The sequence below is a fragment of the Flaviramulus sp. BrNp1-15 genome (assembly GCF_022259695.1).
Taxonomy (GTDB): Bacteria; Bacteroidota; Bacteroidia; order Flavobacteriales; family Flavobacteriaceae; genus BrNp1-15.
On record NZ_CP092099.1, the window covers coordinates 3,151,087 to 3,168,099 of the forward strand.

Annotated in this window: 10 protein-coding genes; 7 read left to right on the forward strand and 3 right to left on the reverse strand. The window is 32.1% G+C overall.

Translation table 11 applies throughout. The annotated features are described in order from the left end of the window. Positions 1 to 8: 8 nt before the first annotated feature. The 3 genes from MBM09_RS14045 to MBM09_RS14055 are packed head-to-tail and all read right to left on the reverse strand — an operon-like array spanning position 9 to position 3,953. On the reverse strand, positions 9 to 1,430 hold the full coding sequence (locus MBM09_RS14045; RefSeq protein ID WP_238674347.1) for a Gfo/Idh/MocA family protein: 1,422 nt from the start codon (positions 1,428 to 1,430) through the stop codon (positions 9 to 11). Between the two features lie 21 nt (positions 1,431 to 1,451). Continuing rightward, on the reverse strand, positions 1,452 to 3,461 hold the full coding sequence (pelA, locus tag MBM09_RS14050) for a pectate lyase (protein WP_238674348.1): 2,010 nt from the start codon (positions 3,459 to 3,461) through the stop codon (positions 1,452 to 1,454). 24 nt (positions 3,462 to 3,485) lie between these two features. Beyond that, a complete protein-coding gene (locus tag MBM09_RS14055) occupies positions 3,486 to 3,953 on the reverse strand; it encodes a cupin domain-containing protein (protein WP_238674349.1) in 468 nt (155 codons plus the stop codon). Positions 3,954 to 4,382: 429 nt separating this feature from the next. Here MBM09_RS14055 and MBM09_RS14060 point away from each other — a divergent pair, with 429 nt between their 5' ends. The 7 genes from MBM09_RS14060 (at position 4,383) to MBM09_RS14090 (ending at position 17,010) form a co-directional block, all read left to right on the forward strand. Beyond that, a complete protein-coding gene (locus tag MBM09_RS14060) occupies positions 4,383 to 7,589 on the forward strand; it encodes a TonB-dependent receptor (RefSeq protein ID WP_238674350.1) in 3,207 nt (1,068 codons plus the stop codon). 18 nt (positions 7,590 to 7,607) lie between these two features. Continuing rightward, positions 7,608 to 9,407 (forward strand): RagB/SusD family nutrient uptake outer membrane protein, encoded by a 1,800-nt coding sequence (locus tag MBM09_RS14065; protein WP_238674351.1) that lies wholly within the window; start codon positions 7,608 to 7,610, stop codon positions 9,405 to 9,407. Positions 9,408 to 9,433: 26 nt separating this feature from the next. Then, complete coding sequence (locus tag MBM09_RS14070) at positions 9,434 to 10,978, forward strand: DUF5123 domain-containing protein (protein WP_238674352.1); 1,545 nt, start codon at positions 9,434 to 9,436, stop codon at positions 10,976 to 10,978. Between the two features lie 87 nt (positions 10,979 to 11,065). Continuing rightward, entirely contained in the window at positions 11,066 to 13,303 is a 2,238-nt protein-coding gene (locus MBM09_RS14075; protein ID WP_238674353.1) for a pectinesterase family protein, read from the forward strand. A 21-nt stretch (positions 13,304 to 13,324) separates the two neighbouring features. After that, positions 13,325 to 14,743, forward strand: a complete 1,419-nt coding sequence (locus tag MBM09_RS14080; RefSeq protein WP_238674354.1) for a glycoside hydrolase family 28 protein — start codon at positions 13,325 to 13,327, stop codon at positions 14,741 to 14,743. Positions 14,744 to 14,751: 8 nt separating this feature from the next. Further along, a complete protein-coding gene (locus MBM09_RS14085) occupies positions 14,752 to 15,768 on the forward strand; it encodes a DUF4861 family protein (RefSeq protein ID WP_238674355.1) in 1,017 nt (338 codons plus the stop codon). 6 nt (positions 15,769 to 15,774) lie between these two features. Beyond that, positions 15,775 to 17,010: a glycoside hydrolase family 105 protein gene (locus MBM09_RS14090; protein WP_238674356.1), complete on the forward strand. Its 1,236-nt coding sequence runs from the start codon at positions 15,775 to 15,777 to the stop codon at positions 17,008 to 17,010. The last annotated feature ends 3 nt before the right edge of the window (positions 17,011 to 17,013 follow it).

Here is a 17,013-nt window from a genome sequence, read left to right on the forward strand (position 1 = left end):
AATTTAGTTTATCCCCATTTGTTTATTCTTGGAACTAAATCTGTAAGTTCTGAAATTTTGATTGGTCTACCTTCATCAATACTTTTTCGGGCAGCTATACCAATTAATACTGCCAAAGAACCATCTCTAACATTTGCAGCGTGATTTAATAACTTGTCATTTTTTCCTCTAAAAATTTCATCAAACATTAGCTTATCACCTCCCCAATGCCCTTTACGTACAAATGGAAACTCCTCTCTTTTATATTCTTCAAAATTACGTTGGGTGACTATTTCATGATATTTTAGTTCTGCTTTTGAGTGTGTAGAATGATCCATTTCTTTATCGTGAATTTTAGATTGATCTTCTTGCACACTATCTCGCCACGGAATACCTTCATGCGTTTCCAACCTGCCATCTTTTCCATTAAAGGCAAACCTAAACCCTTCAAAAGGTGAATATGTAGTTAATGAATAACTTACTTGTACATTATTAGCATATTTAACTTGAACAGCCATTTTATCGAAAATATCTATTTCGTCTCTCCACAAGCAATTATCTCTTATATAACCATCATATTTTTCATTTTCTGCATAGAGTTTCATGTAGGTTTCATTTTTAGTGATATCCCAATAAAACTCACAATCATTCTTATGCTCACAGGACCTGCAATTTGTACCTCGAAAAGCATTATTTTTTCCATATTTCTCAAGAGCTCCAAAGGCATGAACTTCTACAGGATCTGATCCTATAAACCAGTTTAGTAAATCGAAATGATGTGCAGATTTATGTAAAAGAAGCGTACCACTTTTTTCTCTTAAACCATGCCAGCGCCTAAAGTATGAAGCTCCATGATAAGTATTTAAATACCAATTTAGGTCTATGGAAACCAACTCGCCTATTTCTTTAGATTCTATTATTTCTTTTAATTTGGTAAACACCTTACCGTAGCGATAATTGAAAGCCATGATTAATTTCCCTTTAGACTTTCGTTGTGCATCGATAATGTTTTGGCATTTTACTTCATCTGTAGTCATTGGTTTTTCGGTAACAACATCAATACCTTTTTCTAAACCTTTAATAATAAATTCATCATGAGTTGAATCGACAGTTGTTACCATTAAAATATCTATATCGGCTTTTTGCAACATCTCATCAAAGTTGGTGTATGTAGGACAATTTACTCCTATATGTTTTTTGGCGTAAGCTACTCTTCCTGGGTTTATATCACACAAACCAACAAATTCTATCACATCAGAATATTCATCATTCAAAAATTTTCCAAAAAATGAAATTCCTCTAATACCAGTTCCAACTAAAGCTACTTTTTTCTTTTTTGTTGTTGAATTTAAAATATCTGCAAATACAGGATAAACAATCATTGACCCTGCAATGGTAACACCTGTTTTTTTCACAAAATCTCTACGAGTGGTTTTATTTTTTAAATTCATAATAGCTCATTTTCAAATTAATTAATTCTCATACCAAAGCCCTTTCGTGCTTTTCTGCTCATCACCCAATATATTTTTTTTAGTATATTTTTTTGATTCTTTTTTAGTTAGTTGATGCGACCATTTAACACGTTGTTCTGGTTGAAAACCTGCTCCTAAATTATTATATTCAGCATAAAAAGTAGTTTTTTCTGCATCTGGTTTCTTCCAATTATGCCAACCTTCTGGTAAGATGTGATTTCCCATTTCACAATTAATAAAAACTGTTTTAGCATGAATTCTCCAAGGTCTTCCTAAATAAACTTTTGAAACATCATTATTCGCTGTGAGTTTACAGTTTTTAAACACATACCCAAATTCTTGATTTTCTGGTGTTGAAGCTGCTGTGATGTATGAATTTGATTTACTATGAATTATACAATCTTCAAATAAAACGGTGGCTTCACCAAAAATAAAATCGGTTGTCCCTTCTATATAGCAATTTTTAAAATACTGCTTAAAGCCTTCGCCAGCTGTATAAACGGTATCTTGAAAACCTGTAAATGCACAATTTTCAAAATAACACCTGTTAGCGTTTACAGAAAGTGCAACAGCTTGCCCAACAGGACCAGAAGTGTTTTTTACTGTTAAGTTTTTAGCTTGAAAATCATTTCCTTCAACCAGCAAAGTTGATGTATGGAATGTACTGTTACGCCCTAAATTAATTTTATCAAAATAATCGTTAAATGTTACAATGGTATTTTCTTTACTTTCTCCAATTAATGAAATTTTTGTATTCCAAGAAAACACATGTACTTTCTCATTATAAACACCATCTTTTATGTTTATAATAACTCTTTGGTAAGGAAAAGCTTTAGAAGCATAAATTGCATCTTGAATAGTTGAATAATCTCCTGTTCCATCTTTAGCTACAACTACATTATACTCATTTTCAATTTTCTTTGAAATTTCAATTTTGTTTAGTTTTTCCCATTGGTCAAATTTATTTAACATTTCTTGAGGCTCTCTGGTATACCACGCATAACCGTTTCTACGCTCTTCACCAATTTCTGCCAATGTGCTTTTTTTTACACCATCTCTATCGCAAAAAAATGGTGTATTGTCTTCCAATTCCATAAAACGTGCCCATAGTGGTGGTGCACTATTATCATTTACAATCTTTTTACTGGTAATTCTTCTGTTTCTAAAAGTGCGTTTTACATCTATTCCAGTAATTTTAACTTTATTGAACCAGTTTACTGCATTAACAACAGCATTTTTAATGTCATTAGATGGATTTTCAATATCCATTAACAGTAAAACAATTTGTGCTGATTCTTTACCACTTAAAGAAGGAAGTTCGTAAGAACGTGCTTTTGCCGGCTGCAATGTTTTTGCATCATGTTGTGCACACCATGCAGTTAAAACACCATTTTGAACATACTGTGTTTTTAAAACGCAATCTACACCTTTATTAAAAGCATCTTCTACTTGTTTAAGTATGGTCGTTGATGGTTTTATAGAATAAAAACCTGTATTATTCTTAATTTCTTTAAGTAGTTTAAGAATATTAACCATAGAATCGTCATTATAGGTAATATGTGAGTAATAACCTTCTCTTAAAGGATAAAACTGCGGCCAACCTCCATTATCGTATTGAGCTTCTAAGATATAATCCAAACCTTTTAAAAATGCCGTTTTATATTTTTCATCAGGTATTTGGTGAAACATTTTTGATAGAAATAGCATTTCTTGAATTGTAGCACCATTATCGGTGGTTATATCCTTTGTATCACTTTTAAGTAGTTTTAATTTGTTTTTTTCACTTTTTGATAAAGGTATTTGCATTTGAATATTCTTAGGCCAACCACCTATATCTCTTTGGTAAAGCAAAACATTTTCTGCAATGTTTTTTGCCTCTTGGGTTGAAAACCATTTGCCTTCTTCCTGATTTACAATTCTTCTCCAAGACCTATCATGAACCTGAGCTTCTAGATAACAATTAAACAAAACGAATAATAGAAAAAGAACCGAGTGTTTATAAAATTTCATTTTAACCATAATTGATTAAACAATTTATTTTTTCTCATATTTCTTAATTACCAAATATTTTAACTCGGTATCGCCAACATTACTTATTCCGTGCATAACATTTGAAGGACAATAAAAACTAGTATAAGGACCAGAAGTTATAGTTTTACCATCTAAATAAAACTCTGCGGTTCCCTCTAAAACAAAAAAGAATTCATCTTCAACATGCTTATGAGGCGCATGAGTTGACTTATGAGGAGCTACAACACTCATTTTCAGTGTTCGACCATCTAAAAAATCTTTATCGGCAAACCAATATTGATAGCCAACTTTTGTTGCAATAGACTCATTTATATCAAATTGATTAACACAATTCTTAATAGTGAATTCTTTTTTTGATTCTTCTGAAGCTTTAAGTGCTTCTTGAGTATAACTAACAATAGGAATAAGAAAAACTAAAACGCCGAATAGTTTTTTTGCGCTTTTACGTTTTAACAAAAACTGATTTATCATTCTAAAAATTTTAAAGGGTTGAATCTAAAATCACAATAAGGCAATCGATTACAAATATATGAATTTTTAAAAGCAGAAATACAAATCAGATAAATAATAGATTAAGCACTTAAATAATGCATACAAATGTAAAATAACCATTAACACCTTAAATAACAATGCAATACGTGGTTTAAAAGATTTCCTACAATAACAAAATCAGGAAAAGATGTGTAAACTACCTTATAGAAATAAGCAATACTATTCTATGAAAAAGTTTGGTAATTAAATAAAAAAAATTATATTTGTGTAATCGATTACATTTTGTTACCACAAAAACTAGTCTGATTTCAATTAAATAACTAAACTATACTATTTATGACAAACAATTTTATTGGTTATTTGTTTCTCAGTTTCAAAAAAAGAGAAGCAAAAAGATCTTATCTAAAAATGAACTGTTTAGGTTTGCTTTTTGGTGTTTTTGTGTTTTGTAGCACAAGTGCATTTGCTCAAAGTAAAACTATTAAAGGAACAGTTACCGACGCTGATCTAAGCGGTCCTTTACCTGGTGTAACAATTCTTGTTAAAGGAACTACAAACGGGACCTCAACTGATTTTGATGGAAATTATACGATTGAAAATGTAGCTGAAAATGCTACTTTAGTATTTTCATATATAGGCTATAAAACACAAGAAATTAATGTTGCAGGAAAAACTACAATAAATGCCGTATTAAAAACTGACACTGAGGCTCTAGATGAAGTTGTTGTTATTGGTTATGGTACTGCAAGAAAATCAGATTTAACCGGTTCTGTGGTTGCTATTTCTGGTTCAGACCTACAAGAACAGCCTATTGCAAATGTAGCTGAAGCATTAACAGGGCGTTTAGCAGGTGTACAGGTTGCTTCTTCTGAAGGTTCTCCTGATGCAGATATAAGAATTAGAATTCGAGGTGGAGGTTCAATTACTCAAGACAGTTCACCTTTAATAATTGTAGATGGCTTCCCTGTTAACAGTATAAATGACGTTTCATCATCAGATATTGCAAATATCTCTATTTTAAAAGATGCATCATCAACCGCAATTTACGGTTCCAGAGGTGCAAATGGTGTTGTTATTATTACAACAAAAAGTGGTAAAGAAGGGAAAGTTACTGCTAACTTTAACATGTTCTATGGTGTTAATAAAATAGCTAATACTATAGATGTTTTAAGCCCTCAAGATTTCGTTAAATGGCAATATGAATATGCCTTATTAAGAGATTCAGATGATTTAGATTCATACGAAAGATACTTTGGATTATGGCAAGATTACGACCAGTATCTTGGACAAGAAGGCATTGATTGGCAAAGACAGATTTACGGTGAAATGGGAGAAGTTGAAAGTCGTGACTTATCCATTCGTGGTGGCTCTGAACAATTTAACTTTAATTTTAATTATGCACTTTACGATCAAAAAGCTATCATGGTAGGTTCTAACTTCAAAAGAAACAACTTATCCTTATCTTTAAAAAGTAAAGCTAGTGATAAAATAGATTTATCATTTACATTACGTTATTCTGATACTGAAATTAATGGTAGCGGAGCTAACGAGCAAAACGAAATTTCATCAGCAGATGCTCGTTTAAGACATAGTGTTGGTTATTCACCAATTCCTATATCAGGTTTAACAACTGCAGATACAGACGAAGCGCTTTCAAGCTACTTAATTAATCCTTTTGTTGCTGTAGATGACACTCAACGCTTACAGCTTAGAAAGAACTTTAATATGGTTGGTAGTTTTTCTTGGAAAATATTACCAGAACTACAATACAAAATGGATTTAGGTTTAGATAATAGAAATGATTTAGATTACCGTTTTTATGGTAGATCAACATATTATTCTAACAATATTCCATCAGCAGAAAATCAAGGTCTTCCATCTTTAGTATCAACTGATGAAAAACGTGTAAGATTTAGAAATGCCAATACTTTAAATTATGACTTCAAGAATGTAATAAATAATGAAAATCATGGTTTAAAACTTCTTATTGGTGAAGAAATGATTATATCTAAAAGAAATGAGCTTCTAACAGCTATTAATGGTTTCCCAAAACTTTTTGGTTTTGGAACTGCAAGAAATCTTACCAGTCAAGGTACACCTTTATTAGTTGATGATTTTTACAGTCCAGATGACAAATTACTATCCTTTTTTGGTCGTTTAAATTATGATTATAAGAATCGTTATCTTTTAACAGCTACATTTCGTGCTGATGGATCAAGCAAATTCTTAAATGATAATCAATGGGGGTATTTCCCATCTGCAGCTTTTGCTTGGAAAATAAATGAGGAAGAGTTTCTTCAAAATGCAGATTGGTTAAATGCTTTGAAGCTACGAGTAAGTTATGGTGAAGCTGGAAATAACAATATTCCAGCTGGACAAACTATACAAAATTACGAGTCTACAGCTTCATCGCAAATTAACACTTTCTTAAACTATTGGAGGCCTTCTAGCACTTTGGCTAATCCAGACTTAAAATGGGAAACAACAGTAACACAAAACGTAGGTTTAGATTTCGATCTTTTCACTGGTATAGTAAGTGGTAGTGTTGAAGCATATAAGAATGTTACAAAAGATTTATTAATACGATTCCCTATTCCAGGATCTGGTTATGTTGATCAATACAGAAACCTTGGTGAAGTTCAAAATCAAGGTGTTGATGCTTCTTTAAATATCTCAGCTATAAATAAAGAAGATTTTGGCTTAAGTATTTCTTTAAATGCAGGATTTAATAAAAATAAAATAAACTCTCTTGGAGATTTAGAAGATTTTGGTCAAAATACCAATTGGGCTTCCTCTCAAATAGGTGATGACTATTTAGTTTCTGTTGGACAACCATTAGGAATCATGTACGGCTTCCAAAGTGATGGTCGTTATGAAGTGTCTGATTTTACTTATGATGCAACAAGTGGTGATTATACATTAAACGATGGCGTGGTAAATAACGAATGGTTAGGAAACGTTGTGCCTGGAACCATGAAATTAAAAGATATTAGTGGTCCAGATGGTGTGCCAGATGGAGTTGTTGATATAAACGACCAAACTATTATTGGTGATTCTAACCCTGATGTAACTGGAGGTGTAGTTTTAAACGCACGTGCTTATGGTTTTGATCTTGTTGCTGCTTTTAGTTATAGCATTGGAAATGATATTTATAATGCTAATAAAATCGAGTTTACAACAGCAAATCAAAATAACCAATACAGAAATTTAAGTTCTATAATGGCAGATGGAAATAGATGGACAAATTTAGATCCTAATACTGGTCAATTAGTTACAGACCCATCACAATTAGAAGCTTTAAATGCAAATACCACCATGTGGTCTCCATATATGTCACGTTATGTGTTTAGTGATTGGGCTGTTGAAGATGGTTCATTTTTAAGACTTAACACGCTTACTTTAGGATATACAGTTCCTGAGGATATTGTTTCTAAAATGGGACTTTCAAATTTAAGATTTTATGCCACAGCTAATAATGTTTTCATTATTACTGACTATTCAGGTCTTGATCCTGAAGTTTCAACTAGAAGAAGAACACCTTTAACTCCTGGGGTTGATTATTCTCCATACCCAAGAAGTAGACAAGTGGTTTTCGGTCTAAACCTTAATTTTTAATAACATATTCTATAGAAAATGAAAAATATACTAAAAATATTTATTTCAGGAATGCTTGTAGCAGGCTTGTTTAATGCTTGCCAAGAGTTTGAAGAAGACTTTTTAGAAGCACCTGCAAAATCATCCATAGCAGATAATGTCATTTTTTCAAATCCAGACTTAGCACAAGGAGCTGTAGATGGTATCATTGAAATCATTGCACATACAAACTCGTATAGAGGACGCCACATTCCTTTTTATGGTTTTAATACAGATACAGAATGGAATTATAACTCATCATCAGAAGGAAATTCAACTGGTGAACTTATGATCTATGATACAAAGCCAAATAATGGGCAAATGGATAGAAGTAACAGTTCTTGGAATGAGATATACATAGGTATTGAACGTGCCAATAAATGTATTGAAGGAATCCGTACATTTGGTACTACAGAACCTGATACTGAACTTGGACGACTATACGGTGTAGCACTAACTTACAGAGCTCTTTTTTATGGCGATTTACTTAAAACCTGGGGAGATGTTCCAGCGCGTTTCGAGCCAATAGATTCAGAAACATTATATCTAGAGAAATCTGATCGTGATATTATCTATAAACAAATTATAGCCGATTTAGCAGAAGCAGCAACATTAGTGCCTTGGCCTAATGAAAGTGATGCGACTACATCAGTGGAAAGAATTAATAAAGCTTTTGTAAAAGGGCTAAGAGCACGTTTAGCATTAACTGCAAGTGGTTATCAACAGTACCCTGGTGACGGTGTGCGTAGAAGTTTAGACCCAGAACTTTCAGTAGCAAGAATGTATAGAATTGCTTTAGATGAATGTCGTTCAATAATTAACAGCGGAACAGTTAATTTGGAACCTACATTTGAAACCGTTTGGAGAAATCTTAACGAAGAAGATATAACAGCTGGAGGAGAATCACTTTGGGAAATGCCTTTTGCTGATGGCCGTGGTCGTGTAAACTTTTCATTTGCTGTTCGTCACCGTAGTGTAGATCAACATACAGGTCAAGCTAGAGGTGGTATTGCTGGTCCATTGCCTAATGTTTTTTACGATTTTGATGAAGCAGATACAAGAAGAGATATTACATGTATTCCTTATGAATGGGGTACTGCCGATGCTACAGGATTTTCTCAACAAACTTTGGTTGGTTTAAATAGATGGTACTTTGGAAAATATCGTTACGAGTGGATGAATCGCTATGTAACTTCTTCTAACGATGATGGTATTAATAAAATGTATATGCGTTATGCCGAAATTCTATTAATGGCAGCAGAGGCTGCTAATGAACTAGAAGGACCTGCTGCAGCTGCACCATACTTAAAAGAGATTCGAAGAAGAGCTTTTAACGAAGCTGATCATGCTGAAAAAGTTGACAATTATGTAAACGCCTTATCAAGTAAAGAAGCTATGTTTAATGCTATTGTAAATGAGCATAAATATGAGTTTACTGGTGAGATGGAGCGTAAGCTAGCACTTATTAGATGGAATTTACTAGGTGCAAACTTAGCTGAAGCAAAACAAAAAATGAGCGATCTTTTAAATCGTACAGGTGATTATGCTGATGTGCCAACAACACTATACTATAGGTATCAGGATGACAATGAAACTCTTGATATTTACGGATTAAACAGAGGTGAAACAACAGATCCAGGTGCAGAATATTCTGCTCAAGACTGGACAAACTTACCAGAAGAAGAGATAAACTCTCTTTTTAAAGAAGGTGTAGATCCAGATACAAGACAATTTTGGCCTATTTGGCAAGTTTTTATAGACGGAAGTAATGGTAAACTAGTTAACGATTACGGTTACTAAAAATTAATAATTAAGTTATGATAATTATGAAAACAAAATATATTTCAAAAATATTATTCGCATTACTTCTATCATTTATAGTTACAAGTTGTGGCTATAATGAAGATGTATTAGAAGAACTTTCTGTAGACAGGGAATTTGCTCCAGTAGCTTTAACTGCAAGAGTAAGAAACCAAACAACAGTTGAACTAAATTGGACTGCAAATGAAAATATTCAATATTACTTAGTTGAATTTAGTGCTGATGACCCTAATTTTACAAACATTTTTCAGACTGAACAAGTCAATGCTAACCAATTACCAATTCAAATTAGGTTAGAAGGAGAAACAATTTATTCTATTAGAGTAAAAGCAGTTAGTGCAAGAGGGTTAAATGATTCATCATGGGCATTAACAGAAGCTGAAACTTCAACAGAGCAAATTATGTTACCCCCAGAACTAGGTGACATAGAAGCGCTACAAGCAACCTTAAGATGGGAAGCTGGTCTTAATGTAACTCACTTTATTTTACAACCAGGTGATATTAGATATGATATTACCGCTCAAGAAAAAGCAGATGGTATAGCTATTATAACTGGGTTAACCTCTGAAACAGATTATATGGCTACGCTATATAATAACACAAAAATTAGAGGTACTGCAGACTTTACAACAGGAATAGATGTTGGTGACAATACATTAGTTTTACCTACTGATGATTTATTACAAATGATTGCTGATGCTGCTCCTGGAGATATTTTACTATTAGAACAAGGAGATTACACTACGCAAACAGGAACAGTTTCTTTGGATAAATCAATAACTATTCAAGGTTTAAGAGTAGATTTCAAACCATTATTAAGTATAAATTTTGAACTAAATGATGGAGCTACTGATGTAAATTTAATTGATTTAGATTTAAATGGTATGACATCTATTTCAGATGTTGTAACCTATTCTGGTGCTGGCAATTATAACTCACTATTAATTAGTGGTTGTAATATACATGATTTCACCCGTTCTTTTGTAAGAGGTCCAACTACTGATGCTATTATACAATCAGTTACCATTGAAAATTCTATTATAAGCAATATTCTTACAAGTGGTGGAGATTTTATTGATTTTAGAAATTCTGATGTTTTCAGTATTAATGTTAACACAAGTACATTTAATAATTGTGCACCAGGTCGCGATTTTTTTAGAGTTGATGCTGCCGGAACTTCAAATGGTACAGGTTTAACAACTAATATTGTTTTAGATAGTTGTACTTTATATGCTTGCTCTAATAGTTCAAGCAGAAGAATTTTTTATGTAAGATTTGATTCAAACGATGTAACTTCTCGTAATAACTTAATCACAGATACAGATTCTGAAGGTTATGCAGATAGAGCAGGAATTGATGAAACCCCTACATTTAGTAATAATAATTATTTTAATGCTTCAGGATTTCTTGATACAGGTCAATATATTTTTGATAACACAAATTATACTGAATTAGACCCAGGATATGTTGATGCTGATTCTGGAGATTTTACAATTACAAACCAAACATTAATAGATAATGCAGTTGGAGATCCTAGATGGAGACCTTAATAAGATTGAATTAGTAGTTTGTTAATAATCCTAAAGAGGTATGCATATTTTTGTATACCTCTTTTAATTATAATTTTAAGTTTAAAAATGACCAAAAAAGTATCTCTTTTTATAATTGCTTTTCTATTTCTTTCAAGTATTAATTATGCTCAAGAACTAGCATTTCCATCAGCTGAAGGTTTTGGTAAATATGCTTCTGGTGGTAAAGGAGGTTTAGTTTATGTAGTTACAAATCTAAATGACAATGGAGAAGGTAGTTTAAGAAAAGGGATATTAAAAAAAGGTCCAAGAACCATAGTTTTTAACATATCTGGCACAATTGAACTAAAATCAAAACTTGATATCAATAAAGGCGATTTAAGTATTTTAGGGCAAACCGCTCCAAATGAAGGCATAACTTTAAAAGGTTATCCTGTTACAATTAAAGCAGATAACGTTATAATACGTTATTTAAGATTTAGAATGGGTGACATTAACAATATTGAAGGAGATGCCCTTGGATGTAAAAACACTAATAATGTAATAATAGACCACTGTTCTATAAGTTGGGGAACCGATGAAAATGCATCATTTTACAATAATAAGAACTTTACGCTTCAATGGTGTATTATTTCAGAAGCATTAAATCGTTCTGTACATCGCAAAGGCGCACATGGTTATGGTGGCATTTGGGGAGGTGTAAAAGCATCCTTCCATCACAATTTAATTACAAGTAACAATAGTAGAAATCCAAGATTTAGTGGGTCATCAACTACTGAAAACTCAGAAAATGAATTTGTTGATTTTAGAAATAATGTAATTTATAATTGGGGAGAAAACAGCATTTATGGTGGCGAAAAAGGAACTTACAACATCATAAATAATTATTTTAAATCTGGTCCTGCAACAACCTCATCTAAACTTGATAGAATTGTTAGTCCGTCTGAGCCTTATGGGAAATTTTATGTTGATGGCAATCATGTTGAAGGTTTTGAAACTATATCAAAAAATAACTGGGAGGGTGGTGTACAATGTAAAAATCCCGTAGAAGCAAAATTAGAAAAACCAATTTCTATATTAAATAATACAATAACCCAAAGCGCAACCGAAGCTTATCATTTGGTTTTACAAAAAGCTGGCTCAAGTATTCACAGAGATGCAGTTGATTTAAGAATTATAAACAACACTAAAAACACTACTGTAGATTATAAAAATGGTATTATTGATTCTCAAGAAAATGTTGGTGGTTGGCCAAATATAAAATCAGTAAAACAAGAAATTGATACTGATGAAGATGGTATACCGGATAATTGGGAAAAACTAAATAATACAAACCCAAATAAAAAAGACAGCCATTTAAAATCACTAAATTCTAATCAAACCAATATAGAACTGTATAGTAATACTCTACTTCAACAAGTTTCAAGTTTTAAAAATACAAATGGAGAAACATACCATTTTGTAGTAGATTCAGAAGGAAATGGCGATTTTTTAAAAATTCAATATGCTATAAATGCTATACCAGATTTCAGAAAAAAAGAAACTAAAATCTTTATAAAAAATGGAATCTATAAAGAAAAACTAATACTACCCACATCAAAAACCAATGTAACATTTGTAGGTGAAAATAAAAATAAAACCATTTTAACTTACAATGATTTTGCCAAGAAACATAACGTTTTTGGAGAAGAAATGGGTACAACAGGCTCAACTTCATTCTTCGTTTTTGGTAATGACTTTAAAGCACAAAATATAACTTTTGAAAACAGTGCAGGTCCTGTTGGACAAGCAGTAGCAGTTAGAGTTGATGGCGATAGAGTTATTTTTAAAAATTGTAAATTCTTAGGAAACCAAGATACACTTTATCTTCATGGTAAAAACAGTAGACAGTATTATAAAGATTGTTATATCGAAGGCACAGTAGATTTTATTTTTGGTTGGTCTACAGCTTTTTTTGAAAACTGTGAGATCTTTTGTAAAAACAAAGGTTACATAACAGCTGCATCTACTACTAAAGAAACAAAGTATGGTTTTGTTTTTAAAAATTGTAAAATAACAGGAAACGCATTAGAAAAAACCTTCTATTTAGGTAGACCTTGGCGCAATTACGCTAAAACCGTTTGGATAGATTGTTATATGGATAAAATAATAAAACCTGAAGGATGGCATAATTGGAAAAAACCTAAAGCAGAAAAAACCACTTTTTATGCAGAGTATAATTCCACTGGTCCTGGCGCATCAAATAAAAGGGTTAAATGGGCTAAAAAAATATCAAAAAAACGAAGTAAAACCTATAACTTAAAAAACGTATTAAAAGGACAAGATAATTGGAGTCCAGAAATATAAAACACCATAAAAATTTTTCTTATGAAAACTAACACCCTACACTTACTATTATATACCTTTTGTTTTTCAATTTTAATAAATTCATGTAAACAAAAGGAAAAAGAAATTGCCAAAGTAGATGTATTTCTTGCTGCCGATGAAATAATTAGCAGCATTAAAACTCCAAATTTCTTAGACAACACTTTTAATATTGTTGATTTTGGAGCAATAGCAGATGGAGAAACAAATAATTCACTAGCTATAAAAAAAGCTATTGATAGTTGTAACATAATTGGAGGAGGAAAAGTAATTATTCCTGCAGGAAGTTTTTTAACTGGCCCTATTACATTAAAAAGTAATGTTAATCTTCATTTAGAAGAAGGTGCTAACGTCCTTTTTTCTACTAACCATGCAGACTATTTACCTGTAGTTCATACATCTTTTGAAGGTGTTGAACTTATGAACTACTCCCCTCTCATAAGAGCTTATAAGCAAAAAAATATTGCGATTACTGGAAAAGGCACATTTAACGGACAAGCTAGTAATACAAACTGGTGGCCATGGTGTGGTAAAGATGTATATGGGTATATAGAAGGTGCTGTTAAACAACATGATTCTATTAATTTACCTAGTTTGCGTAAAATGAATGAAAATAATACGCCACTTTCAGAACGTATTTTTGGTGATGGTCATCAGTTACGCCCATCATTTTTTGAACCTTTTGAATGTGAAAATGTTTTACTTCAAGGTGTAACTTTTACCAATTCACCTTTTTGGGTAATTCACCCTTTAAAATCAAATTATGTGCGAGTAGATGGTGTTACTGTAAATAGCCACGGTCCAAATAACGATGGTTGTAACCCCGAATATTCTAAAAATATTCATATAAATAATTGTACTTTTAATACTGGTGATGATTGTATAGCCATAAAATCTGGAAGAAACGAAGAAGGTAGAAGAGTAAATATTCCAAGTGAAAATATAGTTGTTGAAAATTGCTACATGAAAGACGGTCATGGTGGTGTTGTAATGGGTAGTGAAATTTCTGCAGGTGTGAGAAACGTATTCGTTAGAAATTGCAAAATGGATAGTCCTAATTTAGATCGTGCTATTCGCATAAAAACAAACACCCTAAGAGGTGGTTTTGTTGAAAACGTTTTTGTTAAAAATGTTCAGGTTGGTCAGGTAAAAGAAGCACTTCTAAAAATTAATACTTATTACGGTATTTATGCCAATCAAGAAGGAGAGTTTATCCCATCAATAAAAAACATTCATTTAGAAGATATTCAAGTTGAAAATAGTGGTAAATATGGTGTTTTAATAAAAGGACGACCAGAAAGTCCTGTTGAAAATGTAACGCTTACCAATGTTACTATAAAAGAAGCAAAAACACCTTTATCTGTTGAGAATTCACAACCTATTACATTTAAAAATACGTCTATAAACGGTAAAAAATATTAATTTTAATTATGAAAAACTTAGCTGTTCTTTTAGTTATTATTTTATGTTTTTTCTCTTGCAAGGAAAAGGCATCTAATACAAAATCTGATACTTTAACTGAGGAAAACTCAGAGGTGAAAAATTCTCCAAAAACCTATTCAGAAATTTCTATTGCTCAAGGTGGAGAATGGATTGATGGTCCAAGAGGACATAAAGAATATAGTGGAGGAACTGCTTTTAAAAATATTGATTCATTAAATGTACCTTCTCAACATACTGATCATACTTGGTTTATAAGATATGAAGGACCAGGTTGGGAAAACGGTCAAATTGGATATCGACTATATTTAGATTGGAGAAATGCCATCGATATTTATGGTAAAAAAGTAGATTCTATAGTATTACCGTACGTTGGGCAAGATGGTTTTGACTCTTACCATGAACCTGCCAATTGGGGACAAGATATTCTTAAAGCTGGAAAATCTATGGGTATAGGTGGTTACGGTCGTATTGTTGCAGATACTGTTGTACACTTCCAAAACGTAAAAAGTACGATTGCAAAAGTTGAAAATTTAAAGCAAGAATCCTCTGTAAATATTACTTATAAAGAATGGCAATCTGGTAACGAAAACATAGATTTAAATTCTAAACTTACTATATTTCCTTCTGATAGATTTACAAAAGCAGAATTAACACCTTCTAAAGAAATAACCGGAATTTGTACTGGAATTGTAAATCACAATGTAGAATTTTTCAAAAAAGAAGGTGAAAAATGGGGATATATTGCTACTTATGGTGTACAAACTTTAACTAGTCCGCCAGATAATTTAGGTATGGCGCTATTTTACAAATTAGATGAAGTTAAAGAACAAAAACAAGGCGAACATGACCATTTAGTTATTTTTAAACCTACAACCCAAACTCTAACCTATTACTTTTTAGGTGCATGGGAACAGGAATTAAATGGTATTAAAACAAAAGAAGCTTTTATAGCAGACTTAAACCATAAGCTGCAATCGCTTAACAAAACAAATTCAATTATTTAAAAAATTATGAGATTTAAAACTAAATACATTGCACTTTGTTTAATATCAGTTGGTTTCTTAACTATTGCCTGTAAAGACAATAAAAAAACTACTGAAAAAGAATTAGTTGAAAAAATTGTTCCAGAAGATTTAAAATGGTCTGAACGAATGATGCTTTCTGAGATGGAGCGTTTTCCAAATCCATCATTATTAGATTTTAGAGAAAAACCTAAATGGTCTTACACACCAGGAATAGTTTTAAGCGCTTGCTCTAGAGTTTACGAACAAACAAAAAAGCAAAAGTACTACGATTACATTTATGCGTATCCAGACCAAATGATTGATAGCTCAGGTACAATTAAAACTTACAAGTTATCCAATCAAAACCTAGATATGATTAAATCTGGTGATGTTTTGCTTTATCTATACCCAAAAACTAAGGAAGAACGCTTTCTAAAAGCTATGGAAACTTTACACAGCCAAATGGAAACACAACTTAAAACGTCAGATGGTGGATATTGGCACAAAAAAATCTATCCTTACCAAATGTGGTTAGACGGGTTATATATGGCAGAACCTTTTCATACACGCTACGCAAAAGAATATATTCAAGATGAAGCCGCTAAACAAAAAATTTATGATGATGTTGTCTTACAATTCGATTTAATTCAAAAACATAGTCGGGATGAAGAAACCGGATTACTTTATCATGGTTGGGATGAAAGTAAAGAACAAAAATGGGCAAACAAGGAAACAGGAAATTCACAGCACTTTTGGTCTCGTGGTATGGGTTGGTACGGAATGGCTATGGTAGATGTTTTAGATTTTTTACCAGAAAATCACCCAGGAAGAGAGCGTATAATTACTTACTTAAACCAATATGCAGAGGCTGTTACAAATGTACAACATGAAACCGGTTTATGGTGGCAGGTTTTAGATCAAGGTGATAGAGAAGGTAATTATTTAGAAGCAACAGGAACTAGCATGTTTACCTACACTTTTGCAAAAGGTTTTAACAACGGGTATTTACCAAAAAAATACTTAGAAGTGGCTAAAAAAGCTTACTCTGGATTAATAGACAATTTAATATCAGTAGAAGAAAATGGACTTGTTAATCTTAACAAATGTTGTGGTGTTGCTGGTTTAGGAGGAAACCCTTATAGAGATGGTTCTTTTGAATATTATGTAAATGAAATTATTCGTTCAAACGACCCAAAAGGTACTGGTCCTTTCATAATGGCTAGTTTAGAATTAAACAAGTAAAAA